19 protein-coding genes, 1 tRNA gene and 1 pseudogene are annotated in these 24175 nt (G+C 72.9%); 15 read left to right on the top strand and 6 right to left on the bottom strand.

The genetic code is table 11. The annotated features are described in order from the left end of the window. The first annotated feature begins 346 nt into the window (after positions 1-346). From OG617_RS16165 to OG617_RS16185, 5 genes are all read left to right on the top strand, one after another. Positions 347-2731 (top strand): sodium-translocating pyrophosphatase, encoded by a 2385-nt coding sequence (locus tag OG617_RS16165; protein ID WP_405102644.1) that lies wholly within the window; start codon positions 347-349, stop codon positions 2729-2731. Positions 2732-2918: 187 nt separating this feature from the next. Then, entirely contained in the window at positions 2919-3461 is a 543-nt protein-coding gene (locus tag OG617_RS16170; protein ID WP_405102646.1) for a hypothetical protein, read from the top strand. After that, positions 3452-4177 carry a hypothetical protein gene (locus OG617_RS16175; RefSeq protein ID WP_405102648.1) on the top strand — a complete coding sequence of 242 codons (726 nt, stop codon included), beginning with the start codon at positions 3452-3454 and terminating at the stop codon, positions 4175-4177. Before OG617_RS16170 ends, OG617_RS16175 begins: the two co-directional genes overlap by 10 nt. Before the next feature lie 410 nt (positions 4178-4587). Beyond that, entirely contained in the window at positions 4588-7407 is a 2820-nt protein-coding gene (gene topA / locus OG617_RS16180) for a type I DNA topoisomerase (RefSeq protein WP_405102650.1), read from the top strand. Positions 7408-7524: 117 nt separating this feature from the next. Next, the gene (locus tag OG617_RS16185) at positions 7525-8490 is read left to right on the top strand and encodes a DUF559 domain-containing protein (RefSeq protein ID WP_405102652.1); all 966 of its coding nucleotides are present in this window, start codon (positions 7525-7527) and stop codon (positions 8488-8490) included. A 70-nt stretch (positions 8491-8560) separates the two neighbouring features. Here OG617_RS16185 and OG617_RS16190 read toward each other — a convergent pair whose 3' ends face one another. Next, positions 8561-9880 (bottom strand): D-arabinono-1,4-lactone oxidase, encoded by a 1320-nt coding sequence (locus OG617_RS16190; RefSeq protein WP_405102654.1) that lies wholly within the window; start codon positions 9878-9880, stop codon positions 8561-8563. Positions 9881-10103: 223 nt separating this feature from the next. Here OG617_RS16190 and OG617_RS16195 point away from each other — a divergent pair, with 223 nt between their 5' ends. After that, the gene (locus tag OG617_RS16195) at positions 10104-10694 is read left to right on the top strand and encodes a TetR family transcriptional regulator (protein ID WP_396680566.1); all 591 of its coding nucleotides are present in this window, start codon (positions 10104-10106) and stop codon (positions 10692-10694) included. A 78-nt stretch (positions 10695-10772) separates the two neighbouring features. Here OG617_RS16195 and OG617_RS16200 read toward each other — a convergent pair whose 3' ends face one another. Then, positions 10773-11981, bottom strand: coding sequence for an amino acid deaminase/aldolase (locus tag OG617_RS16200; RefSeq protein WP_405102656.1), 1209 nt, complete (start codon positions 11979-11981; stop codon positions 10773-10775). A gap of 145 nt (positions 11982-12126) precedes the next feature. On the opposite strand from OG617_RS16200, the gene tmk reads away from it, so the two are divergent. The 6 genes from tmk to OG617_RS16230 all read left to right on the top strand — a co-directional run bounded on the left by tmk (position 12127) and on the right by OG617_RS16230 (position 18435). Continuing rightward, positions 12127-14508: a dTMP kinase gene (gene tmk, locus OG617_RS16205; RefSeq protein WP_405103747.1), complete on the top strand. Its 2382-nt coding sequence runs from the start codon at positions 12127-12129 to the stop codon at positions 14506-14508. Further along, positions 14508-15800, top strand: a complete 1293-nt coding sequence (locus tag OG617_RS16210) for a DNA polymerase III subunit delta' (protein WP_405102658.1) — start codon at positions 14508-14510, stop codon at positions 15798-15800. The genes tmk and OG617_RS16210 overlap by 1 nt, the downstream gene beginning before the upstream one ends. A 124-nt stretch (positions 15801-15924) precedes the next feature. Further along, positions 15925-16254 carry a YbaB/EbfC family nucleoid-associated protein gene (locus tag OG617_RS16215; protein WP_396680560.1) on the top strand — a complete coding sequence of 110 codons (330 nt, stop codon included), beginning with the start codon at positions 15925-15927 and terminating at the stop codon, positions 16252-16254. A gap of 1 nt (position 16255) precedes the next feature. Beyond that, positions 16256-16561 (top strand): type VII secretion target, encoded by a 306-nt coding sequence (locus OG617_RS16220; protein ID WP_405102660.1) that lies wholly within the window; start codon positions 16256-16258, stop codon positions 16559-16561. Beyond that, the gene (locus OG617_RS16225; protein WP_405102662.1) at positions 16561-17229 is read left to right on the top strand and encodes a hypothetical protein; all 669 of its coding nucleotides are present in this window, start codon (positions 16561-16563) and stop codon (positions 17227-17229) included. The genes OG617_RS16220 and OG617_RS16225 overlap by 1 nt, the downstream gene beginning before the upstream one ends. 369 nt (positions 17230-17598) lie before the next feature. Continuing rightward, positions 17599-18435: a stage 0 sporulation family protein gene (locus OG617_RS16230; protein WP_405102664.1), complete on the top strand. Its 837-nt coding sequence runs from the start codon at positions 17599-17601 to the stop codon at positions 18433-18435. A 199-nt stretch (positions 18436-18634) separates the two neighbouring features. On the opposite strand, the gene OG617_RS16235 is transcribed toward OG617_RS16230, so the two are convergent. Beyond that, the gene (locus OG617_RS16235) at positions 18635-20389 is read right to left on the bottom strand and encodes a metallophosphoesterase family protein (RefSeq protein WP_405102666.1); all 1755 of its coding nucleotides are present in this window, start codon (positions 20387-20389) and stop codon (positions 18635-18637) included. A gap of 142 nt (positions 20390-20531) precedes the next feature. On the opposite strand from OG617_RS16235, the gene OG617_RS16240 reads away from it, so the two are divergent. Further along, positions 20532-20605, top strand: a tRNA-Thr gene (locus tag OG617_RS16240). Positions 20606-20709: 104 nt separating this feature from the next. Here OG617_RS16240 and OG617_RS16245 read toward each other — a convergent pair. Then, positions 20710-21099, bottom strand: a complete 390-nt coding sequence (locus OG617_RS16245) for a fluoride efflux transporter FluC (protein ID WP_396680541.1) — start codon at positions 21097-21099, stop codon at positions 20710-20712. A 5-nt stretch (positions 21100-21104) separates the two neighbouring features. After that, on the bottom strand, positions 21105-21503 hold the full coding sequence (crcB, locus tag OG617_RS16250) for a fluoride efflux transporter CrcB (RefSeq protein WP_405102669.1): 399 nt from the start codon (positions 21501-21503) through the stop codon (positions 21105-21107). A gap of 423 nt (positions 21504-21926) precedes the next feature. On the opposite strand from crcB, the gene OG617_RS16255 reads away from it, so the two are divergent. Then, positions 21927-22820 (top strand): hypothetical protein, encoded by an 894-nt coding sequence (locus tag OG617_RS16255; protein WP_405102671.1) that lies wholly within the window; start codon positions 21927-21929, stop codon positions 22818-22820. A gap of 219 nt (positions 22821-23039) precedes the next feature. Continuing rightward, positions 23040-23288, top strand: a complete 249-nt coding sequence (locus OG617_RS16260) for a hypothetical protein (RefSeq protein ID WP_396680535.1) — start codon at positions 23040-23042, stop codon at positions 23286-23288. A gap of 414 nt (positions 23289-23702) precedes the next feature. Here the strand turns inward: OG617_RS16260 and OG617_RS16265 are convergent. Further along, positions 23703-24152 (bottom strand): annotated as a pseudogene (locus tag OG617_RS16265) (SRPBCC family protein); the annotation flags it as partial. Positions 24153-24175 lie beyond the last annotated feature (23 nt).

Raw genomic sequence — 24175 nt, forward strand, 5'->3', positions numbered from 1 at the left:
TCAACTTCTCTGGCTGACCCACCGCTCAACCGACTGACCCGCTGCTCAGGCCGCGCCTCCCGACCGGGAGGGCGGCCCATCCGTCGTTCCCGGGCCTTATATCAGATTCTTTCATGTAACACAGCGACGAAGATCATCCGGACACGGTGCCCTCTGATGTGACCTCCGGCACTACGGAGGGCTACAGTACGCGGGTTGTCAGCAAGTGATCCTTCCCGCAGCCAGCGGGTATGGGTGTTCATCGCTGGTCCGCTGGGGTGGGTTGGCGCGCTTGCGAGTCCGCATCCAGGCGTCGGTCTGTGCGTCTCCACCGGCCGGCGCGAGCGTTCGGTACAGGAGGACACAGATGTCCGGGACCTTGGCCGCCGACGGCGGCGCACTGTCCCTTACCGGAGCCAACCTGACGTACGTCGTCATCGCCGCGGTCATCGCGCTGGTGGCACTCGTCTTCGCCGCCGCCTTGACCAAGGCCGTGCTGGCAGCCGGTAAGGGCACCACCAACATGCAGGAGATCTCCGGGGCGGTACAGGAAGGGGCCTCGGCCTACCTGCTCCGGCAGTTCAGGACCCTCGCGATCTTCGTGGTGATCGCCGTGGTGCTGCTCTTCCTGCTGCCGGTGCACGACACCGACGGCAGCGAGACCGCGGTGAAGATCGGCCGGTCCGCCTTCTTCGTGGTGGGCGCCGGGTTCAGCGCGTTCATCGGCGGCGCCGGCATGTGGCTGGCCACCCGCGCGAACCTGCGGGTCGCCGCCGCGGCCCGGGAGGTGACCGGCGGCCGGGAGGGCGCCATGAAGATCGCCTTCCGTACCGGGGGCGTGGTCGGCTTCCTCACCGTCGGTCTCGGCCTGTTCGGCGCGGCGCTCGTGGTCCTGCTGTTCAAGGGTGACGCCCCGACCGTGCTGGAGGGCTTCGGCTTCGGCGCCGCCCTGCTGGCCATGTTCATGCGGGTCGGCGGCGGCATCTTCACCAAGGCGGCCGACGTCGGCGCCGACCTGGTCGGCAAGGTGGAGCAGGGCATCCCCGAGGACGACCCGCGCAACGCCGCCACCATCGCCGACAACGTGGGCGACAACGTCGGCGACTGCGCCGGCATGGCCGCCGACCTGTTCGAGTCGTACGCGGTCACCCTGGTCGCCGCGCTGATCCTCGGCCGGGCCGCGTTCGGCGACGAGGGCCTGGTCCTCCCGCTGATCATCTCCACGATCGGCGTGCTGGTGGCGATCGTCGGCGTGTTCATCACCCGGCTGCGCGCCTCCGACCGCAACGGCCTCACCGCGATCAACCGGGCCTTCTACATCTCCGCCCTGGTCTCGGCGGTGCTGGTCGCGATCGCCTCCTACGCCTACCTCAAGCCGACCTGGGCCGACCTGCTCGGGCCGGAGTGGCGGACCAGCCTCGGCGTCGACGGCGGGGACCCGCCGCTCGGCCCGCGCGGGGTGACCATCGCCGCCGTCGTCATCGGCATCGTGCTGGCCGCCGCGATCCAGGCGCTGACCGGGTACTTCACCGAGACCAACCGGCGCCCGGTGCAGGACATCGGCAAGAGCTCGCAGACCGGCGCGGCCACCGTCATCCTCGCCGGCATCAGCATCGGCCTCGAGTCGGCGGTCTACTCGGCGCTGCTGATCGGCGCGGGCGTCTTCGGCGCGTTCCTGCTCGGCGGCGGCTCCATCACGCTGTCGCTGTTCGCCGTGGCGCTGGCCGGCACCGGCCTGCTCACCACCGTCGGCGTGATCGTCGCCATGGACACCTTCGGGCCGATCTCCGACAACGCCCAGGGCATCGCCGAGATGTCCGGCGACATCGACGAGAACGGCGCCCGGATCCTCACCGAGCTGGACGCCGTCGGCAACACCACCAAGGCGATCACCAAGGGCATCGCGATCGCCACGGCGGTCCTCGCCGCGACCGCGCTGTTCGGCTCGTACACCGACACGCTGCGCACGGCGTACGCCGACGCGGGCGTGGGCGACGTCGGCGCGGAGATCCTCAACTCGCTGAACGTGGCGAACCCGCGCAACCTGGTCGGCCTGATCATCGGTGCGGCGGTGGTCTTCCTCTTCTCCGGCCTGGCCATCAACGCGGTGTCCCGCTCGGCCGGGGCCGTGGTGATGGAGGTCCGCCGGCAGTTCCGTGAGCTGCCCGGGATCATGGACGGCACCCAGCGCCCCGAGTACGGCAAGGTCGTCGACATCTGCACCCGGGACGCGCAGCGCGAGCTGATGACCCCCGGCCTGCTGGCCATCCTCGCCCCGATCGCGGTCGGCTTCGGCCTCGGGCCGGGCGCGCTGGCGGCGTACCTGGCCGGGGCGATCGGTGCCGGCACCCTGATGGCGGTGTTCCTGTCCAACTCCGGTGGCGCGTGGGACAACGCCAAGAAGCTCGTCGAGGACGGCGCGTACGGCGGCAAGGGCTCCGACTCGCACGCCGCCACGGTCATCGGCGACACCGTCGGCGACCCGTTCAAGGACACCGCCGGCCCGGCGATCAACCCGCTGATCAAGGTGATGAACCTGGTCTCGCTGCTGATCGCGCCGGCCGTCGTGGCGTGGAGCGTCGGCGACGAGCGCAACGTCGGCCTGCGGATCGGCATCGCGGTGGTGGCCACGCTGATCATCGTGGCGTCGGTGGTGTTCAGCAAGCGCAAGGGCGTCGCGATGGGCGACACCGACGGCAGCGGCAGCGGCGCCAGCGGCGCCGACCAGCGGCCGGAGGCGGTCAACGCCTGAGCGGTGACACAGCGGGTTCCCGGCCGGTCCAGTACTCGCGGCCGGGAACCCGCCCCGTCCCGCTGCCGGGACATCTGCCCCATCTGCAAGATCAGTGGCCGGTCGGCTCCCGCCGGGGCCGGTAGGCGGCCGGGGTCCGGCAAACCGAGCGGTGGCACATCGGCGTGGAGGCCGTACGCTGCTTCGCATGCGCACGTGCCGGGCGGCGACCGCCGGAAAGCTCACGGTGGTCCTCGCCACGCTCGTCCTGACGCTGGCCGCCTGCGGCGGCGGCCCCAGCCCTCGGGCCTGGGCGGCGTCGGTGTGCGAGGCGCTCACCCCGTGGCGCGCCGAGATCAACAAGCTGACCAGCAGCACCCAGCAGCAGATGACCGCGAAGACCACCCCGGCACAGGCGAAGGAGAACCTGGTGCGGCTCTTCGGTGGCGCGGAGCAGGCCAGCGAGACGGCCCGCCGCAAGGTCGACGAGGCCGGCGTCCCGGAGACCGACCACGGCGAGGAGATCTCGCAGGGCTTCCAGGCGTCGCTGGGCAAGGTGCGCGACGCGTACGGCCGGGCCCGGAACACCATCGGCGGCCTGGGCGCCGGCGAGCCCACCGCCTTCTACGACGGCGTGCGCGCCGCCGTGGACACGCTCAACAAGGAGTACGACGCCAGCGCCCTGGACACCAGCCGGCTCAGCTCCGAAGAACTCAAGAACGCCTTCGACGAGGTCCCGGAGTGCCGCTGACGCCCCCCGACCGACCACCCGACCCGGTCCGGCAGCTCTCGCTGTTCGGCGCCGAGGCGGCGGACCCGTCCGTCGCCGATCTGGCCGGCCTGCTCGCCGGCCCGGGGGAGATGGTCCGGATGGGCGGCACCGCGCGGCTGTCGATCGTGGTGGACGCCGCCTGGCGGGTGCACGTGCTCGTCGCCGAGCTGGCCCGGCGCGGGCTCGCCGCGACCTGGGAGGCGACCGCTGACCAGCGGCACCTGGTCCGCACCTCGTACGCCAGCACGCTGGCCCCGCTGACCCTCGCCTGGTTCCGCGACCCGCCGCCCCCGGCCGACCCGCCGCCCCCGGCCGACCCGCCGGCCCTCGCCCCCGCCGCCCCGGCCGTCCTCGGCCTGGCTGCCCCCGCCCCCGGCCTGGCCGCCCCCGTCCCGGTTAAGCGACCACCCGCCGGGTTCCACCTCAACGGCCGGCGGCTGCGGCTCTGGGTGGCCGCCGCCGGGAAGTCCGACCCGCCCGGATTCCTGCTCCGCCTCGGCGCGGACGACGAGGCGTGCCGGGAACCGGTCGGCGCCGCCCTGGCCGCCGTCGGCCTGCCGGCGGCGCTGCTGGACGCGGAGGCGGGCGGGCCGGCGTACCGGATCACCGGCCGTCGCCGCCTGGCCCGCCTGGCCGACCTCATCGGCGACCCCCCGCCCACCGCCCCACCCCTCGCCTGGCCCCACCACCCCTGACCCCCCAACCCGGTGCCGTGGTGCCCCGCAAAAGCGGCGGATCAGCCTCAACCGCCCACCACAAGCCCATGATCGGCGTCGGGGCGGATGCGTGAGGTGTGGCCGGATGTCCGATGGGGGACAGTTTGGCCGTCGGTTTGCCGCGCGAACGGGCTGGTGAGTCATCGGCCGAGGGGGCGGCATCGTCACAGTGGCCCGCTCGGCACCCTACACACGGTGTACGGTGGCGCCGTCCGGCAAGACCGTCAACGGCGCCCGGGATGCGGGTGGGCGGGTTGGCCGCCCGCGAAACCCGAGACGCGGGCGGCGCGTTACGTTGGACATCCGGACCGCCGGCGGTTCCGGCGGACCGAGGGTGGTCCGCGCCTCGGACCCGGCCGGCCACGAGCAGGAGTGAGGTCGCAGGAGACGTGCCGAGCAACGCCAGGACCACCCGTCTGGTCATCGTCGAGTCACCGGCGAAGGCCAAGACGATCTCGGGCTACCTCGGCCCGGGATACGTCGTGGAGGCCAGCTTCGGTCATGTCCGCGACCTGCCCCGCAACGCCGCCGACGTGCCGGCCAAGTACAAGGGTGAGCCGTGGGCCCGCCTCGGCGTCGACGTCGACAACGGCTTCCAGGCCCTCTACGTCGTCTCGCCAGACCGCAAGCAGCAGATCAGCAAGCTGGTGAAGCTGGCCAAGGAAGTCGACGAGATCTTCCTGGCGACGGACGAGGACCGTGAGGGCGAGGCGATCGCCTGGCACCTGGTGGAGACCCTCAAGCCCAAGGTGCCGGTCAAGCGGATGGTGTTCCACGAGATCACCAAGCCGGCGATCCAGGCCGCGGTGGCCAACCCGCGCGAGATCGACCGGGACCTGGTCGACGCCCAGGAGGCCCGGCGCATCCTCGACCGGCTGTACGGCTACGAGGTCTCCCCGGTGCTGTGGAAGAAGGTCATGCCGAAGCTCTCGGCGGGCCGGGTGCAGTCCGTGGCGACCCGGATCGTGGTCGAGCGGGAGCGGCAGCGGATGGCGTTCCGCACCGCCGAGTACTGGGACATCCTGGCCACCCTGGCCGTGGCGAAGCCGGGCGAGGGGCCGCGCACCTTCAACGCCACCCTGGTGGCGCTGAACGGCGACCGGATCGCGACCGGCAAGGACTTCGAGCCGACCACCGGCCGGGTGAAGCCCGGCTCGGGCGTGGTGCACCTCGACGCCGGTGGCGCGCGCGGGCTCGCCGCCCGCCTTCAGGGGCAGCCGTTCAAGGTCACCCGGGTCGAGGAGAAGCCCTACCGCCGCCGCCCGTACGCGCCGTTCATCACCTCGACCCTCCAGCAGGAGGCGGCCCGCAAGCTGCGGCTCTCGTCCCAGCAGACGATGCGTACCGCGCAGCGGCTCTACGAGAACGGCTACATCACCTACATGCGTACCGACTCGGTGAACCTGTCGGAGACCGCCATCACGGCGGCCCGCCGGCAGATCGTCGAGCTGTACGGCGAGCGCAGCGTGCCGCCGGAGCCGCGCCGCTACACCGGCAAGGTGAAGAACGCCCAGGAGGCGCACGAGGCGATCCGCCCGGCGGGGGACAACTTCCGCACCCCGGGCGAGGTGGCCAAGGAGCTGTCGGGCGAGGAGTTCAAGCTCTACGAGCTGATCTGGCGGCGCACCATCGCCTCGCAGATGACCGACGCGGTCGGCTCCAGCGTCTCTGTGCGCATCCGGGCGGTGTCCTCCGCGCAGGAGGAGGCCGACTTCGGCGCGACCGGCAAGACCATCACCGACCCGGGCTTCCTGCGGGCGTACGTGGAGTCGTCCGACGACGAGACCGCCGAGGCCGAGGACGCCGAACGCCGGCTGCCGAACCTGGTCAAGGACCAGCCGCTGACCGCCGACCAGCTGGCCGCGCAGGGGCACCACACCCAGCCGCCGTCGCGCTACACCGAGGCGTCGCTGGTCAAGGCCCTGGAAGAGCTGGGCATCGGCCGCCCGTCGACGTACGCGTCGATCATGCAGACGATCCAGGACCGCGGGTACGTGACCAAGCGCGGCCAGGCGCTCATCCCGACCTTCGTGGCGTTCGCGGTGATCGGCCTGCTGGAGCGGCACTACCCCCGGCTGGTCGACTACGACTTCACCGCCAGCATGGAGAACGAGCTGGACGAGATCGCCGGCGGCGACCACGCCGCGGTCGACTTCCTCACCGCGTTCTACTTCGGCAGCGCCAACGGCGCCGGCGACCAGACCATCGCCCGCTCCGGTGGCCTGAAGAAGCTGGTCACCGAGAACCTCAGCGATATCGACGCGCGCAGCGTCAACTCGATCCCCCTGTTCGCGGACGAGGAGGGCCGCGAGGTCGTCGTCCGGGTCGGGCGCTACGGGCCGTACCTCCAGCGGGAGCTGCCCGGCGGCGAGCCGGCGGCGCAGGCGGAGGGCGAGGAGGGCGGCGGCCAGGGCGACCGGGCACCGATCCCCGAGGGGCTGGCCCCGGATGAGCTGACCCCGGAGAAGGTGCACGAGCTGTTCCTCGGCGGGGGCGGCGAGCGCAAGCTCGGCGACGACCCGACCACCGGGGAACCGATCCTGCTCAGGTCCGGCCGGTACGGCCCGTACGTGGCCAGCGGCGAGCGCAAGTCGTCGCTGCTGCGCTCGCAGGCGCCGGACTCGCTGACCCTCGCCGAGGCGTTGAAGCTGCTCAGCCTGCCCCGGCTGATCGGGTTGGCCCCGGACGGCGTCGAGGTGTTCGCCAACAACGGCCGCTACGGGCCGTACGTCAAGCAGGGCGACGAGTTCCGCTCGCTGGACTCGGAAGACAAGATGTTCACGGTCACGCTGGACGAGGCGCTGGCCCTGCTGGCCGCCCCGAAGGCCCGCCAGCGCCGGGCCGCCGCGCCCCCGCTGCGGGAGATGGGCGTCGACCCGCTGACCGAGAAGCCGATGGTCATCAAGGACGGCCGGTTCGGCCCGTACGTGACGGACGGCGAGTTCAACGCGTCCCTGCGGCGCGGGCAGACCCCGGAGGCGCTGAGCATCGAGGAAGCCTCCGAGATGCTCGCCGAGAAGCGCGCGAAGGGCCCAGCGCCGAAGAAGACCCCGGCAAAGAAGGCCCCCGCGAAGAAGGCCCCGGCAAAGAAGACCACGGCCGCCAAGAAGACCACGGCGACGAAGTCCACGGCCGCGAAGTCGACGGCCAAGAAGGCCACCCCGGCAAAGAAGACCCCCCCGAAGAAGGCCACCACCCCCACCGACTGACGCTTTCCTGCCCAGATCTTGGAAGGAAACGGCCCTTCCGGGGGCCACTTCCTTCCAAGATCTCAACGTTGTCCACAGGGGCAGCGGGAGGGCAGCGGGTTCGGCAGGGTTTGTTGGGTGGGGAACCGTGAGTCGCGGGTTTTGGCGGGGTGGCGGCGGGCACTGCCAGGTGACGACGCCGACGAGTTGACCTGGCTGCTCTTCCGCCAGGAGGAGGTGATCAGCCTCCGTCAGGCGCTGCGGCACCTGTCCCGCAAGGCGATTCGGCACCGGGTCGACACCCATCGCTGGCGCCAGGTGCACCGGGCTGTGTTCGTCGCCCACAACGGCCCGGTGAGCGCCGAGCAGCTCCGCTGGATCGCGGTGCTCGCCGCCGGGCCGACGGCCGTGCTCGGTGGGCTGACCGCAGCCCAGGCGGGTGGTCTGCGCGGGTTCCCCGGTCGACCCATCCACCTGATGCTGCCGGCCACCAGCCGGCGGGATCCGCTGCCGCAGGGCGTGTCGGCGCACCGGACGGCCTGTCTGCCGGACGAGGACGTGCTCGCCGTCGGGCAACCCCGCCGGACGATGCCCGCCCGGTCGATCGTCGACGCGGCGGGGTGGGCCGGCAGCGACGAGGAGGCCAGGGCGGTGATCGCCGCCGGCTTCCAGCAGCGTCTGGTCGGTGGCGACGAGGTGCACCGCGTCCTCGACCGGCTGCCGAGGGTGCGCCGCCGACGGCTGATTCTGGCCACCGCCACCGATGCGACCGGCGGCGCGCACTCCCTGGCCGAGCTCGGCTTCCTCGGCCTGGTCCGTCGTGCGGGGCTGCCCGAGCCGACCCGGCAGCTGGTCCGGTACGACTCGACCGGCCGACGCCGCTACCTCGACGCCTACTTCGAACAGTGGCAGGTGCACGTCGAGATCGATGGTGGGCAGCACCTCGACCCCCGCCAGGCGTGGGCCGACATGCGCCGGCAGAACGCGCTCTGGGTCGACGGGGACAGGGTGCTCCGCTTCCCGTCCTGGGCCGTCCGCGCCCACCCCGAAGAGGTCATCGCCCAGCTACGGGCGGCCCTGCGCGCTGCCGGCTGGCCCGGCTGACGGGAGGTCCATGGAAATCTTGGAAGGAAACGGCCCTTCCGGGGGCCACTTCCTTCCAAGATCTGGGCGGTCAGGCGCCGAAGAGGGTGTCCAGGTGGGGGGTTCTGAAGATGCCTGCCGGGTCCAGGCGGGTGCGGGTGGCCTGGAAGTCGGCGAACCTCGGGTACGCCGGGGCCAGCGACGCCGCGTCGCGCCAGTGCAGCTTGCCCCAGTGCGGACGGCCGCCCAGGCCGGCGGCGACCTGCTCGAAGGCCCGGAAGTACGGCTCGTACGGCATCCCGACGTACTGGTGGATGGCGATGTACGCCGACTCGCGCCCGTACCCGTGCGACAGCCAGATGTCGTCCGGGGCGGTGAACCGGACCTCGACCGGGAAGAGCACCTTGAACGGGAGCCCGTCGACGATCCGGCGCAGCGCGTCCAGCGCCTCGGGCAGGGCGGCACGCGGCAGGCCGTACTCCATCTCCACGAACCGGACCCGGCGCGGGGTGCAGAAGACCTCGTCGGAGCGGCCGGTGTAGGTGCGCTCGGTGAGCGCCCGGGCGGAGACCGCGCTGATCGTCGGCACCAGGGTGGGCACGGCCCGGCCGAGCCGGCACGCGCCGGCGAAGACCGTGTTGGCCAGGAAGTCGTCGTCCAGCCAGCCGCGCCAGCGGGGCAGCGGCCGGTCGTCGGCCGGCGTCCGGTCGTTGACCTTGACCTGCACCCGGTCGGTGTACGGGAACCAGTAGAACTCGACGTGGTCATGGGCCGAGATCAGGGCCGGCAGGTCGGACAGCACCTCGGCGAGCGGGGCGGGCCGCTCGTGGGCGCGCAGGGTGAAGGTGTCCACGCAGCGCAGGGTCACCTCGGTCAGCACCCCGAGGGCGCCGAGGGAGACCCGGGCGGCGGCGAACACGTCCGGGTGCTGCTCGGCGGAGCAGTGCAGCACCTCGCCGGTGCCGGTGACCAGGGTGAGCGCCTCGACGAAGGTCGACAGGCAGCCGTACGCGGCCCCGGTGCCGTGGGTGCCGGTGGAGATCGCCCCGGCGATGGTCTGCGCGTCGATGTCGCCGAGGTTGGGCATGGCCAGCCCGTTGGCGGTGAGCAGGGTGTTGAGTCGGTGCAGGGGCATCCCGGCCGGTACGGTGACCAGGCGTCGGCCCCGGTCGATCCGTATCTCGGTGTCGAGTTCGGTCAGCTCCATCCGGCGGCCGTCGGTGCGGGCGACGGGGGTGAAGGAGTGGCCGCTGCCGACCGCCCGGATCCGTTCGCCGGCCGCCCCGGCGGCCCGGACGGCGTCGGCGACGTCGGCGACCGTGCGAGGGCGGAGGATGGCGGTGGCGGTGCTGCGCTGGTTGCCGGCCCAGTTGGTCCAGGCGGCGGTGGTGAGCGGTGCGGTGCTGGCCATGCGCGCTCCTCGACGTGAATATGAACTGCCTTCATATCAGGAACGTTGTGCCTGGTAAATACCGCAATCGAGGTCCGCTCGTTGTACCGGTAGTCACGCACTCGTGACGTGCAGATATGTTCATCCGTCGAAGGGGGGTGGCCGAGTGTCCACACCAGCCGCCACGACCGGGCCGCTGCGCCGGGTACCGGTCCAGGGTCGAAGCGTGGCGCGGGTCCAGCGAATGTTGGACGCCTGTGCCGAACTCGTCGACGAGGTGGGGTACGAGGGCCTGACCACGACCCTGCTCGCCGAGCGCGCCGAGGTTGCGATCGGTTCGGTCTACCAGTTCTTTCCGGACAAACGGGCCATCGTGCAGGCGCTGACGCTGCGCACGATGGAATCGTACCTCCAGCGTCTCGACGAGCGGTTCGCCTCGGACGACCTGAGCCACTGGTGGGACGGCGTCGACGCGGGGATCGACGAATACATCACGATGCACCGCACCGTCCCGGGGTTCCGCACCCTGCACTTCGGCGACGTGGTCGACCTGCACCTGCTCGACGAGCAGCGGGACAACAACGGCGTGATCGCCGACCAGCTGGCCCGGGTGCTCACCGAACGGTTCGGGATGACCGACGAGCCGCGCCTGCGGTTCTGCCTGGAGATCGCCGTCGAGGCCTCGGACGCCCTGATCAAGCTGGCGTTCCGGCGCAACCCCGAGGGCGACGAGCGGGTGCTCGCCGAGGCCAAGGCACTCATCCGCGAGTACCTGCACCGGCACGTCACCGTCCTGGCCGACGCCGCCGCTCCCGCTCCCAGCACCTCCTCCTGATCCCGGCCGCCGGGCCGCCGCCGACGAAGCACATGACGGGGGACGTGGCGGCCCGGCCTCCTGAAGTCGCTCGGGCGGCTACAGGAAGGCGTGGCCTTCCCCCCGGTAGGTGGGGACGCTGCCCACCACCCGGTCCCCCTCGACCAGGTGCAGCTCGTTGACGTGCTCGCAGACCTCACCGGCCTTGGCGTGCCGGAACCAGACCAGGTCACCGAGCCGCAGGTCGTCCGCCGCCCGGCCGGCCAGCGGGGTCTGCACCTCGCCGGCCCCCTCCGCGCCGAGCAGCTTCAACCCGGTCGGCAGCCAGGGGGCGGGCAGGCGGGTGTCTTCGGCCGGGCCGGAGGCGATCCAGCCGCCGCCGAGCACCGTGGCCAGCCCGGGCGCCGGGCGGCGGACCACCGCGCAGGCGAAGAACGCCGCCGGGGTGGGTCGCCAGGCACGGTACGCGTCGAACAGCGTCGGCCCGAACAGGCCGGATCCCGCGGTGACCTCGGTGACCGCGGGGTCGGCGCTGGTCGCCGCCACGCTGCCGGTGCCGCCGCCGTTGACGAATTCCAGCTCGGCGTGTTCGCGTACCGCGGTCACCGCCGCGCCCCGGCGGGCCAGCAGTTCCCGGTACGACCCGCGCTGGGCCACCCGGATCGCGGCGGCCAGCGCCGCCCGCCCGGGCGGGGCGTCGCCCAGCCCGGCGATCTGGGCCTCGTACGACATCAGGCCGACCAGCCGGAAGCCGGGCCGGGCGGCGACGGCGGCGGCGAGCGCGCCGGCCGCCCGGGCGCTGTGCACCGGGGAGCGGCGCACCCCGACGTGCACCCGCCCGCGCAGGGGTCGCCAGGAGGCGTCCAGGTCGATGCAGACCCGCAGCGGGGGGCGACGCCCCGGCGGGCGGACCGTGTCGATGAGATCGAGCTGGTCGGTGCTGTCGACCATCAGGGTGACGGACCGGGCCAGCTCCTCGTCACCGGCCAGTTCGGCGAGCGCCCCCCGGTCGGCCGTGGGGTACGCCACCAGCGCGTCGTCGGTCACGCCGGTGCGGACCAGCCAGCTCGCCTCGGGCAGGGTGAACGCCATCACTCCCGCCCAGCCGGGTCGGCCCAGCACACGGCCGAGCAGCTCACGGACACGCACGGACTTGCTGGCGACCCGGATCGGCTTGCCGCCGGCGCGTGGGAGCAGCGCCGCGGCATTGGCATCGAACGCCGTCAGGTCGACCACCGCGTACGGCGGGTCGAGGTGGGCGGTCGCCCGGTTCAGACGCTCGCGAAGTTTGTCGCTTTCGGTGGCCACGTGTGCACGCTAACTGTCAAACGGTCAATGCGAAATACCCTCGCGTATGCCTGGCTGCGGCGGTGGTGCCGGCGGCCTAGGCTCGGCGAGCAGGCAATGTCCCGGACGGGGTGCCCCCGGCCGGGACTAGAGTGTTGCACCGGGACTGCCCAGCGTTGGGCCGGCACGTGGAGGTACGGCCATCGAAAGCCAGAACAACGGCGAGTCGCCCGGCGTGTCGCCCTCCGGCGACCGGCCCGACGCCGCCACCACCGGCCCCTCCGCCGCCACCGGCTCGTCCGGCGAGCCGGCTGGGGGCCGGTCCGGCACCCAGCCCGCCGCCCCGGGCACCGCCCCGGCGGACGCCGCCACCGACAAGACCGGTGGCCGGTCCGGCGGCGCGGCCACGACCCAGGCCGCCGACCGGTCCGGGGCCGCCGCGATCCGCTCCGTGCTGCGCATCCGGCCGTTCCGCCGGCTCTGGATCGTGCTCGGCGCCGCCTCCTTCGGTGACTGGCTCGGACTGCTCGCCACCTCCGTCTTCGCCGCCGCCCAGGTCTCGGGCAGCACCGCGCAGGGCGCCGCGTTCGGCACCCTGATCGCGATCCGGCTGCTGCCCGCGTTGATCCTCGGCCCGGTGGCCGGCGTCCTCGCCGACCGGTTCGACCGGCGCTGGACGATGGTCATCTGCGACGTGCTGCGCTTCCTGCTCTTCGCCTCCATCCCGCTGTTCGCGCTCACCGGGGTCAGCGGCGGCCTGGTGGTCGGCTGGGCGGCGGTCGCCACCTTCCTGATCGAGACGATCACCCTGCTCTGGATCCCGGCCAAGGAGGCCGCGGTTCCCAACCTCATCCCGCGCGCCCGGCTGGAGGCGGCCAACCAGCTCACCCTGATCACCACGTACGGCATCACCCCGATCGCCGCCGCGCTCGGCCTGGCCGTGCTCGACCGCAGCATCCGGGGCGCGACCGGCGGTGAGATCCCGTCCTGGTCCGAGCCGGCCCAGATCGCGCTCTGGTTCAACGCGTTCTCCCGGCTGGCCACCGCGCTGGTGGTCGCGTTCGGGATCAAGGAGATCAGCCAGACACAGGCCAGCGAGGCGGAGCGCACCGAGCAGGGCATGCGGCACCAGTTCACCGAGGGCTGGAAGTACATCGGGCAGACCCCGCTGGTGCGCGGCCTGGTGCTCGGCATCTTCGGCGCGTTCGCCGGCGGTGGGATCGTGATCGGCACGGCGAAGTTCTTCGCCGCCTCGCTCGGCGCCGGTGACGCCGCCTTCTACCTGCTCTTCGGCGCGATGTTCGTCGGCCTCGCCGTGGGCATCGGGCTCGGCCCGATGATCGTCCGGGACATGTCCCGGCGGCGCTGGTTCGGGATGAGCATCGTGCTGGCCAGCGCGTCCGTGCTGGTGCTCGCGTTCGCCATCCACCTGTCCATGGCGGTGCTCGGCGCGATCCTGGTCGGCGCGGGCGCCGGGATGGCCTTCCTCGCCGGCACCACGCTGCTCGGTGGTGAGGTCGCCGACGAGGTGCGCGGCCGGGTCTTCGCGGTGGTGCAGATCGGTACCCGGCTGGTGCTGATCCTGGCCATCGCGCTGAGCAGCCTGCTGGTCGGCGTCGGCGGCTCCCGCCAGCTGACCATCGCCGACCTGGGCATCTCCATCTCGTCCACCCGGTTGCTGCTGCTCGCTGCCGGCGCCGCCGGCATCTTCGCCGGGATCAGCGCCTTCGGCCAGATGGACGACAAGAAGGGCGTGCCGGTCCTCGCCGACCTGTGGGGGTCGATCCGGGGCCGCCCGCTGATGCCGGCCGAGAAGTTCGTCTCCAGCGGGCTCTTCGTGGTCTTCGAGGGCGGCGAGGGCGCCGGCAAGTCGACCCAGCTCGCCATGCTCGCCGAGCGGCTGCGCGGGCACGGCCGGGAGGTGGTGGTGACCCGGGAGCCGGGGGCCACCGGAATCGGCGAGCAGATCCGTTCGCTGGTGCTCGACACCGCCGTCGAGGCGCCGTCGCCGCGCGCCGAGGCGCTGCTCTACGCTGCGGACCGCGCGCACCACGTGGCCACCGTGGTCCGGCCGGCGCTCGTCCGGGGCGCGGTGGTGATCAGCGACCGGTACGTCGACTCGTCGCTGGCGTACCAGGGGGCCGGGCGGACGCTGCCCGTCGACGAGGTCTCCTGGCTCTCCTCCTGGGCCACCGGCGGGCTCAAGCCCGACCTGGTGGTGCTGCTCGACGTCGAACCGCAGACCGGCCTGTCCCGGGTCGCGTCGCGCAGCGCGGGGGTCGACCGGTTGGAGGCCGAGTCTGTCGCCTTCCACGAGCGGGTCCGGTACGCCTTCCTCGACCTCGCGGCGAGCGACCCGAAGCGGTACCTGGTGCTCGACGCGTCCCGCCCCGTCGGGGAGACCGCCGAGCGGGTGGTCCGGCGGGTGGGGGAGTTCCTCGTCGACCCGGCCGGCATCGTGCACCCCCGCCCCGCCCAGGGGCCGGACACCTCGGTGCAGCCGGAGTTATCCGACACGGAGCTGGTGACGATGGAGCACCGGACCTGATGCCCGACGTCTTCGCCGACCTGGTCGGGCAGGACGACGTCGTCGACACGCTACGCCGGGCGGCCGCGTCCGCCGCGGCCGTGCTGCGCGGGGCCGCCGCCGTCCGCGCGGCGGCCACCGCCGGCCCGGTCGCCGCCGACGACGATGACGCCCTGGCCGCCGAGGCGGAGGCCGAGGCCACCGAGGGGGCTGGCGGAGCCGACCAGGGGTCGGGGATGACCCACGCGTGGATCCTCACCGGGCCGCCGGGCTCGGGGCGCTCGGTGGCCGCCCGCGCCTTCGCCGCCGCCCTCCAGTGCCTGCGCGGCACCGGCTGCGGCGAGTGCCAGGGCTGCCACACCACGCTCGCCGGCACCCACGCCGACGTCCGTCTGGTGGTGCCCGAGGGGCTCTCCATCGGCGTCGGCGAGATGCGCGCCCTGGTGCTCCGGGCGGCGAGCACCCCGTCCGGCGGCCGGTGGCAGGTGGTGATCGTCTCCGATGCCGACCGGCTCACCGAGGCGGCCGGCAACGCGCTGCTCAAGGCCGTCGAGGAGCCGCCGCCACGCACGGTCTTCCTGCTCTGCGCCCCGTCCACCCACCCGGACGACGTCTCGGTGACCATCCGGTCGCGCTGCCGGGTCCTGCCGTTGCGCCAGCCGGCGCCCGAGGCGGTGGCCGAGGTGCTGGTCCGCCGGGACGGCGTCGCCCCGGACGTGGCGCGGTGGGCGGCGGCGGCCGCGCAGGGGCACGTGGGCCGGGCCCGGCGGCTCGCCGGCGACCCGGAGGCCCGCAGCCGGCGCGACGCGGTGCTCGCGGTGCCGCGCCGGCTGACCGGGGTGGGCGCCGCCTTCGACGCGGCGTCCGCGCTGATCGAGGCGGCCGAGGCGGAGGCTGGCGCGGCCGTGACGGAGAGCGACGCCGCCGAGCGGGCCGCGTTGCAGACGGCGCTCGGCGCGGGCGGCACCGGCCGGGGCGCGGCCGGCGCGATGCGCGGGGCCGCCGGTCAGCTCAAGGAACTGGAGAAGCGGCAGAAGTCGCGAGCCACCCGGGCCCAGCGGGACGCCCTGGACCGGGCCCTGGTCGACCTGGCCGGCTTCTACCGCGACGCGCTCACTGCGGCACTGCGCGCGCCGGTGGCCCCGGTGCACACCGACACCGCCGTCCTGACCGAGGCCGGCGCGCAGCGGTGGGGTGCCGAGGGGTCGCTGCGCCGGCTGGAGGCCGTGCTGGAGTGCCGCGCCGCCATCGAGGCGAACGTCAAGCCGCGGATCGCGGTGGAGGCGATGATGCTGACCCTCTGGAAGGGCTGACCCCTCCCCACCCCTGCCCGGTCCACAGGTCATCGACAGGCGCGATTGGTGTGCGGTACGGTCCCGTATGCCGCGGTGACGGTGGCGGCACACTCAGTGAGAGCAGTGCCGGGAGGAGTCCGCGATGCCTCGGGGGGAGATCGACGAGGCCTGGATCGAGGAGGCGGTGCGACGCTACCGCCGCATCGAGTCGTTGCAGGCCGAGTTCGACCAGGCGGTAGCGACCGTGGAGGTCACCGTGCGTTCCCCGGACGGGCTGGTCGAGGTGGTGGTCACCGCCGGCGGCCGGATCACCGACGTGCGGTTCCTCGGCCCGCTGCACAGCCGCCATCCCCGGGACGTCGCCGGCTCGGTGCGGGCTGCGGTGATCGCCGCCGCCGACGCCGCCCAATGGGCCCGGGAGAAGCTGCACAACGAGACGTTCGCCGCGTACCGACCGCTGGCGGGGGCCTGAGATGGACGAGCTGCGCGCCCTCGCCGCCCGGCTGGACGAGGCGAGCGCCACCCTCGACGTCCTGGCCCGCGCGGTGACCGCCGCCGACCCGTCGCACCCGGCGTTCGGCACGCACGTCCCGGGCCGGCCCGGCGAGATCGGCCGGGCGCTGCACCAGCGGTGGACCGAGGCGACCGGAGACCGGGCCCGGGAGGCGACCGTCGCCGCGAGCCGGCTGTCCGCCGCCGCGTCCGCCGTCCGGGGCGCCGCCGACCGGTACTCGGGTGTCGACGACACGGCCCGACGCCGGCTGCGCCGGGAGGTCTGATGGACGCCCTGGACCGCCTCGCCGAGCCCGGCCTCGACCTGCTCGGCCGGGTCGACACGCTGCTCGCGGGCGGGGCTCCCGATGGGCACCGGCTCTGGCCGCTGCTGCGGCGGATGCAGGTGCTCCCCGGCGACGCGGTGCGGGGCTTCCTCGAACTGCATCCAGCGCCGCTGACTGACGCCGGCCACGCGGTGCGCACGCTCGTCCGGGGGTACGACGAGGTCTGTCACACCCTCATCGACCCCGCCGCCTGGTCCGGGCCGGCCGCGTCCGCGTACGACCAGGCGCGGACCACCCTGCTGCGTCACCTCGACGAGGGCCCGGAGAGCCTGGTGGGTCGGCTGGAGGCGACGGCCGGGTACGCGGACGCCCTCGCCGACTGGGTGGAGGGCAGCCGTCTCGCGCTGGCCCGGTCCCTGGCCGACGTGCTCGGCTCCGCCGAGGCGGTCCGGGTCCGCGCCGCCACCGCGCCGGGGGCCGAGGCCGGCGCCGTGGGGCCGCTCGCGGCGGCCGACGTCGCGTACCGGGTGCTCTCGGTGCTGGGGGTTGCCTACGACGGCGCGGAGACGCTGCTGCGCCAGTGGTCGCCGAGCCTGGCGGAGACGACCTGGCGTGGGCCGGCCGGCGGGCCGACCCGCTACGACACCGTCACCCGGGTCGGCCGCTGACCCCGCCCGCGCTCGCCGGCGGGGCTGACGCGGCTGTGGCGTCGCGTTGGCGATACCGATACCGGTGTGACCCGATCTTCCGGCGGGGCTGGTGCGGCCACGGCGTCGCGCCGGTGGCACCGGTGTGACCCGGTCTTCCGGCGGCGACGCCGTGGCATCCCCTGCACCCCCCCGCAGGTCTGCCTCCACTCAACGCCCCCGGCCGGCGTTTGTCGCCCGGCTGGGCGTGGAATCAGCCGTCCGGGCAGGCGTATCGGGACGAGGGGTCGGCCGGGTCGAACGATTCGACGATCATGGATAGCTGCGCCGGGTGACCAGATGGCGACCGGTGGGGTGGGTGGCGCGGTCACTCCGTCGTAGGGTGAGGGCATGGGCATGCTCTGCGCGGTCAGCTTCAACCGGTACGGGCGGCTCTACTATCTCGACCCGGGCGAGTTCCGCCCGCAGGTGGGCGACCGGGTGCTGGTGTCCACCGACGACGGTCCCGAGGTCGCGGAGTGTGTCTGGGCCGCGCAGTGGGTCGGCGAGGACACCGACGGCTTCCCCAAGCTGGCCGGGCTCGCCGGGGACGACGACCTGCGCCGCGACGAGTTGCTGCGGCGGCGCAAGGCCGAGGCGAAGGTGGCCGCGAAGCGGCTGATCCGCGATCACAGCCTGCCGATGAAGGTGGTCGCCGTCGACCACGTCCTCGGCACCGACGGCGACGGCGACCGCACCACGATCTACTTCACCGCCCCGCACCGGGTCGACTTCCGCTCCCTGGTCCGTGACCTCGGGGCGACCCTGCACTGCCGGGTCGAGCTGCGCCAGCTCTCCGCCCGGGACTCCGCCCGGGTGCAGGGCGGCATCGGCTCCTGCGGCCGGGACCTGTGCTGCGCCACCTTCCTCACCGACTTCGAGCCGGTCACCATCCGGATGGCCAAGGACCAGGACCTGCCGCTGAACCCGCTGCGGATCTCCGGCGCCTGCGGCCGGCTGATGTGCTGCCTGAAGTACGAGCACCCGCTCTACCAGCGGTTCCAGGAGTCCGCCCCGCCCGTCGGCAGCCGGGTGAGTGCCCCCGAGGGCGACGGCCGGGTGGTGGGCCACAGCGTCCCCCGCGACTCGGTCACCGTCCGCCTGGACGCCGACGGCTCCCGCTGCTCGTGCAGCCGAGCCTCGGTCTGCGCCCCCCGCCAGGCCCACGACCAGCACTACACCCCCTAACCCCACCCACCTCTAACCCACCCCCACCCCCACCCCACCCCCACCCCACCCCCACCCCCGCCCCGCCCCTCCCCGCGGTGATCAAGAGGTTTGCGTCGTCCGGCGGCCGATTCCTGACGCAAACCTCTTGATCACCGCGGCCAGGGTGGGTGGGGCCAGGGTGGGGTGGGTGGGGGTTGGGGTTGGTGTTGTGGGTGGGTTAGGGGTGGAGGGTGATGGGGGGTTCGGCCAGGTGGGGGGTTAGGGGGGTCTTGGGGGCTAGCCAGGAGGCTGAGGGGGAGGCGTCCGGGTTGATGCGCCAGTCGCGGGCGACGCGGTCCACCGCGATCGGGTAGATGGTCAGCGTGCCGTCCGGGTCGATGCGCATCCGCAGGAACGCCTTGGAGTCCTCGATGCCCTGGCCGGCGAAGAGCTCGTTCAGGTTCACCCCGAACGCGCCGGCGACCAGCAGGTACGCCGCCACCAGCTCGGCGGCCAGGAATCCGATCACCGGCCCGTAGACCACCGCTGCGGCGGCGGCCGACAGGGGCCACGACCAGTGGTAGAAGGGCAGCGACAGCCACGCCCAGGTGCCGGCGGCGGCCAGCGCCACGTGGGCCAGCCCGTGCCCCACCCCGAGCAGCCAGTGTCGTACGTGCCGTTTCCCGCCGGCGCTGGGCGGCTTCGCGAAGACCGCCGCCCCGAGCATCGTCACCACCAGCATCGCCACCAGCGGGACGCTGAACAGCCGCTGCTCGGTGCCTCCGGCCCGGTTCGCCGCCACCCCGGCCATGGCCAGCATGAGCAGCGTGTGCAGGGTGCCGAGCAGCGTGCAGAAGCCCGGGTTGCGCAGCGGCAGCCGGCCGAAGACCTCCCAGCCGTACCGCCGGGAGCGGGCCCGGTCGGGGTAGCGGGCCACCAGGTCGTACGCGCGGGTGCGGCTGGCCCGCCGGGCCAGGGTGTCGCGCGGCGGCACCTCGATCCGTTCGGGCAGGTGGTGGGTGGGGTACAGGTAGGCCCCGCCGCTGCCGCAGGTGATCAGCTGCCGGTCCGGGCCGGCGTACCGGGCGTAGTGGTGCAGGTCGCCGGAGATGAGCAGCCGCACCCGCGCCCCGGTCGGCGCGACGATGGTACGGACGAAGTAGTCGATCGAGTCGTACGCCGTGGGGTGGTCGACGGCCTTGACCCAGGTCGGCGCCGGCACGGCGATGATCACCTGGCTCTGCGGCCCCAGCTTGCGGGCGACCGCGTCGAAGTAGGTGAGCTGCGGGTCGTCCAGATACGAGCCGGACTGGTCGTCGAGGCCGAGCAGCCACCAGTCGGCGGGCAGTTCCACGGCGAAGTACGAGCGGGACTGCCCGGTTCCCCAGCCGCCGAAGTGCCGGTCCCGGGACCGGACGAACAGCCGCAGGAAGGCGGTCAGCCCGTCGTACCAGTCGTGGTTGCCGGGCACCGCGAACAGGGTGGGGCGCTCGGGCGGCGTGACCGGCAGCGCGGCCTGGTAAGGCCCCTTGCACCGGTCCTCGTAGGCGGCGTAGGACGCCGACGGGTAGACCTGGTCGCCGCCCATCACCAGGGTCCGCGCCCGGGGCAGTCGGTGCCCGTCGACCTCCAGCTCGGGCTGGGCGAGCAGGTATGCGACCGAGTATGTGGCGTTGAAGCCGTCACCCAGGTCGGCCACGTAGTCCAGCCACAGCCCGCCGTCCGGCCCGACCTGACGGAAGATCCCGTCGCCGAACGCGTTCTGCAGCTCCCGCTTGTCCAGGTACGCCCCGAACAGCATCGCCAGCAGCGTACGCAGGCCGGTGCTGATCAGCAGGAGCGGCGCGAGCCAGGGCACCGGCTTGCGCGGGGTGAAGCCCAGCTCCAGCGGATCGGTGCTGCGCGGCCGACGCGCCGTCCCGGCGTCGGCGCTGTCGTCGTCCGGGCGGTCGACGTCGTCCGGGCCGTCGACGGGGGTGCGATCGTCGGTCACCCGGGGCAGCGTAGTCCCGTCCAGGCCGCCGCGCTGTCGGGTGCGGGCATCCCCCGGCCGGCCGGCTGTCCGCGCACGTCGACGCGGCGGGGAGATCCGACTGGGTGCGCCGCCCGGGTGTGCCGTACACTTTACGATCGTTGCCGCCTTAGCTCAGTCGGCTAGAGCGACGCACTCGTAATGCGTAGGTCGACGGTTCGATTCCGTCAGGCGGCTCGGTAGATCGAAAGGCCCCGTGACCAGGCGAAATGCCGGTCACGGGGCCTTTCCCATCTCTGGTTTTTGATACGGAGCCCGCTCCTCCGCCTGACGCCTTGTTGCTAGATCAGACCGCCGAGCCACAGGCCGAACGCGGCCAGCACAAGGCTCGCGCCGAGGCTGCCGAGCACGTTGAAGGCCTCGACGGCGGCGTTCTTGCGCAGCAGTCCCAGCGTGTGCCACTCCTCGGTGGAGAAGGTGGTGTAGGCGCCGAGGAAGCCGACCCCGGCGATCGCGGCGAAGTCCTGCGCCCCACCAGCGGCGTTCTTCGCGGCATAGCCGGTGACGATGCCGAGCACAAAGGCGCCGGAGACATTGATCAAAAAGGTGCTCGCGGGGAAGGCCTTGCTGGACCCGGTGACCCGCTTCTTCCACCATGGCTTCACCAGCGCGTCAACGCCGGCGCGGGCCAGCGCCCCGAGCCCGCCGGCCAGAAACACCCCGATGCCCACCCACATCACGCACGCCCGCCCGCCGGATGCCCCACCCGCAGTTCCGCGAGGCGAGCGCCGAGCGCCGCGGCGATCACTCCACCGAAAATGCTCACGACGAGGTAGGCGATGCCCACCCCACTGCGCTGCGCCCCGATCAGTTGGTCGGACTCGACGATGAAGTGCGACCAGGTCGTGAAGCCGCCGATGACGCCGGTCGAGAGGAACGGCTTGCCCCACGGCCCCGGTAGCCGGTGTGCCGCGAGCAGCGTCATCACGGCGCCGAGAGCGAAGGCGCCCACCATGTTGATCATAAAGGTGACCCAGGGGAAGTCCGGTGGCGTGGGTGGGGCGAGGGCGAGCCCCAGGACGTACCGCAGGGTGGCGCCGATGCCGCCGCCGATGATGATCGCCAGGACTGTCACGTACCCATTAGCTCACCGGCGTCCTCGGTCACCGCCCAGGTTGGGAAGGCCTCACCCGTACGGTTGGGGCCCTGCCCGAGCGGGCCCAACATCGAAATTACCCACCCCACGACGCGCCACCCCGAGAATCGGCGGCAGCCGCGAAGCGGGCCCCGGGTGGCCACTCACCGACTCGCCGGATGATAACTCTGCGTGAAAGTTCCGGGGCTTCTGCTCGCAGGGGCGGACGCCCGGCCAGGCGTGCCCTCCGGCAACTGCCACTATCCGAAGAGGCGACGTTTCCGCTGGTAGATGTATGGATGCCTCGTTACTCTTGGCTCATCAGCCCAACGATGTGCTCCTTTGGTCGGGCGCGTCCCGCACCTCCGAATTCTTACTCGGAGTGATCGTTGTGCTCGGCCTTCCCCACGGAAGGAGGGCCCCATGACGCGGGCCCCGACGAATCTCTTGAACGTTCGGACCCTGTTGTTGTCGTACCTCAAGGACCTGGACCCGGCCGCCGTCGGCATCGTCGGCGACCCGGCCCACCGCGGGGGTTACCACTGCGGCTCCGACCGGGTCGTGACCAACGACTACTCGGTCGTGGAGTCCCCCCGGGACCAGTCGGGGCTGACCCTGGACGCCTCCGGCCTGGACGTCGGCTCCTTCACCGTGCGGTCGGGCGGCCAGACCCACGACCTGCGCTCGTTCTCGGTCTGGTGTGTGCAGCAGTGTGCGGCCGGCGCGGCCGACACGCGGGACATCAGGGAGATCATCTACTCCGCGGACGGCAAGGTCGTTCGGCGGTGGGACCGGCTCGGCAGGCGCACTACCGGCGACAACTCCCACCTGTGGCACACCCACTTCAGCTTCTTCCGCGACTCCACGAAGGCGGGCCGGGGCCAGACCCCGCTGTTCCGCCGCTACCTGACGACCATCGGACTGCTCACCACGATCCCGGAGGACGACATGAGCGCCCAGGCAGAGAACGAGATCCACCAGGTGTACGCCGGGCTCTTCACCGGCGGGTCGAGCATGGGCCGGACCGTCGACCCCGACGGCACCGGGCCAGAGAAGGCCAGCAACAGCATCGTCGCGAAGCTCGACTACGTGATGTCCCGCCTGGACGGTGTGGCCGCCGGGGTCACCACCCTGGGCGGGAAGGACTGGACGGACGAGCCGGCCATCATCGCCGGGGTGCTCGCCGGGCTGTCCCCGCAACGGCTCTCCGAGGCGTTGACGACCGCCGGGTTGACCCCGGCGGCCATCGCGGCGGCGGTGCCGCCGGACCTGGCCCGTCAGGTCGTCGACGAGCTGACCGCCCGGCTGTCCACCTGACGACGGGTGGACCTGTCGACCCTCGTCCCCGCCCGGCGGGCCCCGCCCGGCGGGCCGGGGGCCGTGGGGCGAGGGCGGGGCCGCGGGGCGAGAGCGGCCCGCCCGGGCCCCAGCACCCCGACGGTACGACCGCGCAGGTCGTCACCGCCGTCACCGCCGACGGCACGCGGCGCATCGCCGCCTGCGTGACCGAGTGACCGATCGACAGAGGAGGCCCGCATGTCCACCCCCACCCCCATCCCCACCTCGACCGCGACCGAGCCGCTGTTCACCGTCGGCGGGATCACCGCCGCCGGGACGGCCGTGATCAGCCTCCTGGTCGCCTTCGGCCTGCCGCTGTCCGCGAACCAGCAGACCGCGATCCTCGGCCTGGTCGCCGTGCTCGCCCCGCTGGTGGTGGCAGCGATCGCCCGGGGCCGGGTCTACTCGCCGGCCACGGTGGCCCGGCTGCTGGAGAGCCGCCGGTAACGCGCCGCCCGGACCGCCCCGGCCAGCTCTCCCGGAGGGCGGCGGGCCGGCGGTCTGTGTACCGCCGCGCCCAACGCGCGCCGTCGGCGTGACCAGGCCCTCTCGGCGGACCAGGCCCCGGGCTCTCTCGGCGTGACCGGCTCTCTCGGCGTGACCGGCCCGGGCCGCGCGGCCCGGGCCTTCGCGTGCGGGAGCCGGTCAGATGCGGGAGTGGGTCAGATGCGGGAGTGGGTCAGATGCGGGAGTCGGTCAGAGTGGCCGGTGGGCGCCGTCGGGGTCGGTGCCGGTCGGGTACGGGGTGGTCGGCGCAGTCGTCCCGGCGTCGGTGTCCCGGCCGGACCCGTCGACCCTGCCGCTGTCGCCCCGGGTGCCGGCTGCATACTCGACGCCGGGCGTGCCGAGCTGGCGGCCCTCGTCGATCGTGCCGCGCCAGCCGCCGGTCTCGACACCGCGGCTCTCGATGTACGTCTTGAACCTCTCCAGGTCGGACTCGGCCTGCCGCTCGACGAGGTGCAGCCGTTCGCCGGTCTTCTCGACGAAGCCCTCCGGCTCGTACTCCAGGAACAGTCGGACCATCGTGCGATTCGTGTCGACCGGCTGGAAGTGGACGGCACCGGCGTTGGTGGTGCCCTCGGTGGCGGCCCAGGCGACCTTGCGGTCCGGCACCTGCTCCAGGACCTTCGCGTCCCACTCGCGCTGGACGCCGGCGATCTCGGCGACCCAGTGCATGCGCCGGTCGTCGAGTTGGCGCACCTCCCTGACACCGCCCATGAACCGGGGGAACTCCTCGAACTGCGTCCACTGGTTGTACGCGGTGCGGATCGGGACGTTCACCTCGATGGACTTCTCGACCGTGGTGGTCATCGGCACTCCTTCGGGTTGCGGTC

This window comes from Micromonospora sp. NBC_01412 (assembly GCF_045040215.1).
Classification (GTDB): domain Bacteria; phylum Actinomycetota; class Actinomycetes; order Mycobacteriales; family Micromonosporaceae; genus Micromonospora; species Micromonospora rubida.

Bases quoted from the DNA above. Each gene is read 5' to 3' on its own strand.
- OG617_RS16210 (WP_405102658.1), top strand. From the start codon at position 14,508: ATGCCCGACGTCTTCGCCGACCTGGTCGGGCAGGACGACGTCGTCGAC.
- OG617_RS16230 (WP_405102664.1), top strand. From the start codon at position 17,599: ATGGGCATGCTCTGCGCGGTCAGCTTCAACCGGTACGGGCGGCTCTAC.
- OG617_RS16225 (WP_405102662.1), top strand. From the start codon at position 16,561: ATGGACGCCCTGGACCGCCTCGCCGAGCCCGGCCTCGACCTGCTCGGC.
- OG617_RS16170 (WP_405102646.1), top strand. From the start codon at position 2,919: ATGCGCACGTGCCGGGCGGCGACCGCCGGAAAGCTCACGGTGGTCCTC.
- OG617_RS16195 (WP_396680566.1), top strand. From the start codon at position 10,104: ATGTTGGACGCCTGTGCCGAACTCGTCGACGAGGTGGGGTACGAGGGC.
- OG617_RS16255 (WP_405102671.1), top strand. From the start codon at position 21,927: ATGACGCGGGCCCCGACGAATCTCTTGAACGTTCGGACCCTGTTGTTG.
- OG617_RS16215 (WP_396680560.1), top strand. From the start codon at position 15,925: ATGCCTCGGGGGGAGATCGACGAGGCCTGGATCGAGGAGGCGGTGCGA.
- OG617_RS16220 (WP_405102660.1), top strand. From the start codon at position 16,256: ATGGACGAGCTGCGCGCCCTCGCCGCCCGGCTGGACGAGGCGAGCGCC.
- OG617_RS16260 (WP_396680535.1), top strand. From the start codon at position 23,040: ATGTCCACCCCCACCCCCATCCCCACCTCGACCGCGACCGAGCCGCTG.
- OG617_RS16190 (WP_405102654.1), bottom strand. From the start codon at position 9,880: ATGGCCAGCACCGCACCGCTCACCACCGCCGCCTGGACCAACTGGGCC.
- OG617_RS16165 (WP_405102644.1), top strand. From the start codon at position 347: ATGTCCGGGACCTTGGCCGCCGACGGCGGCGCACTGTCCCTTACCGGA.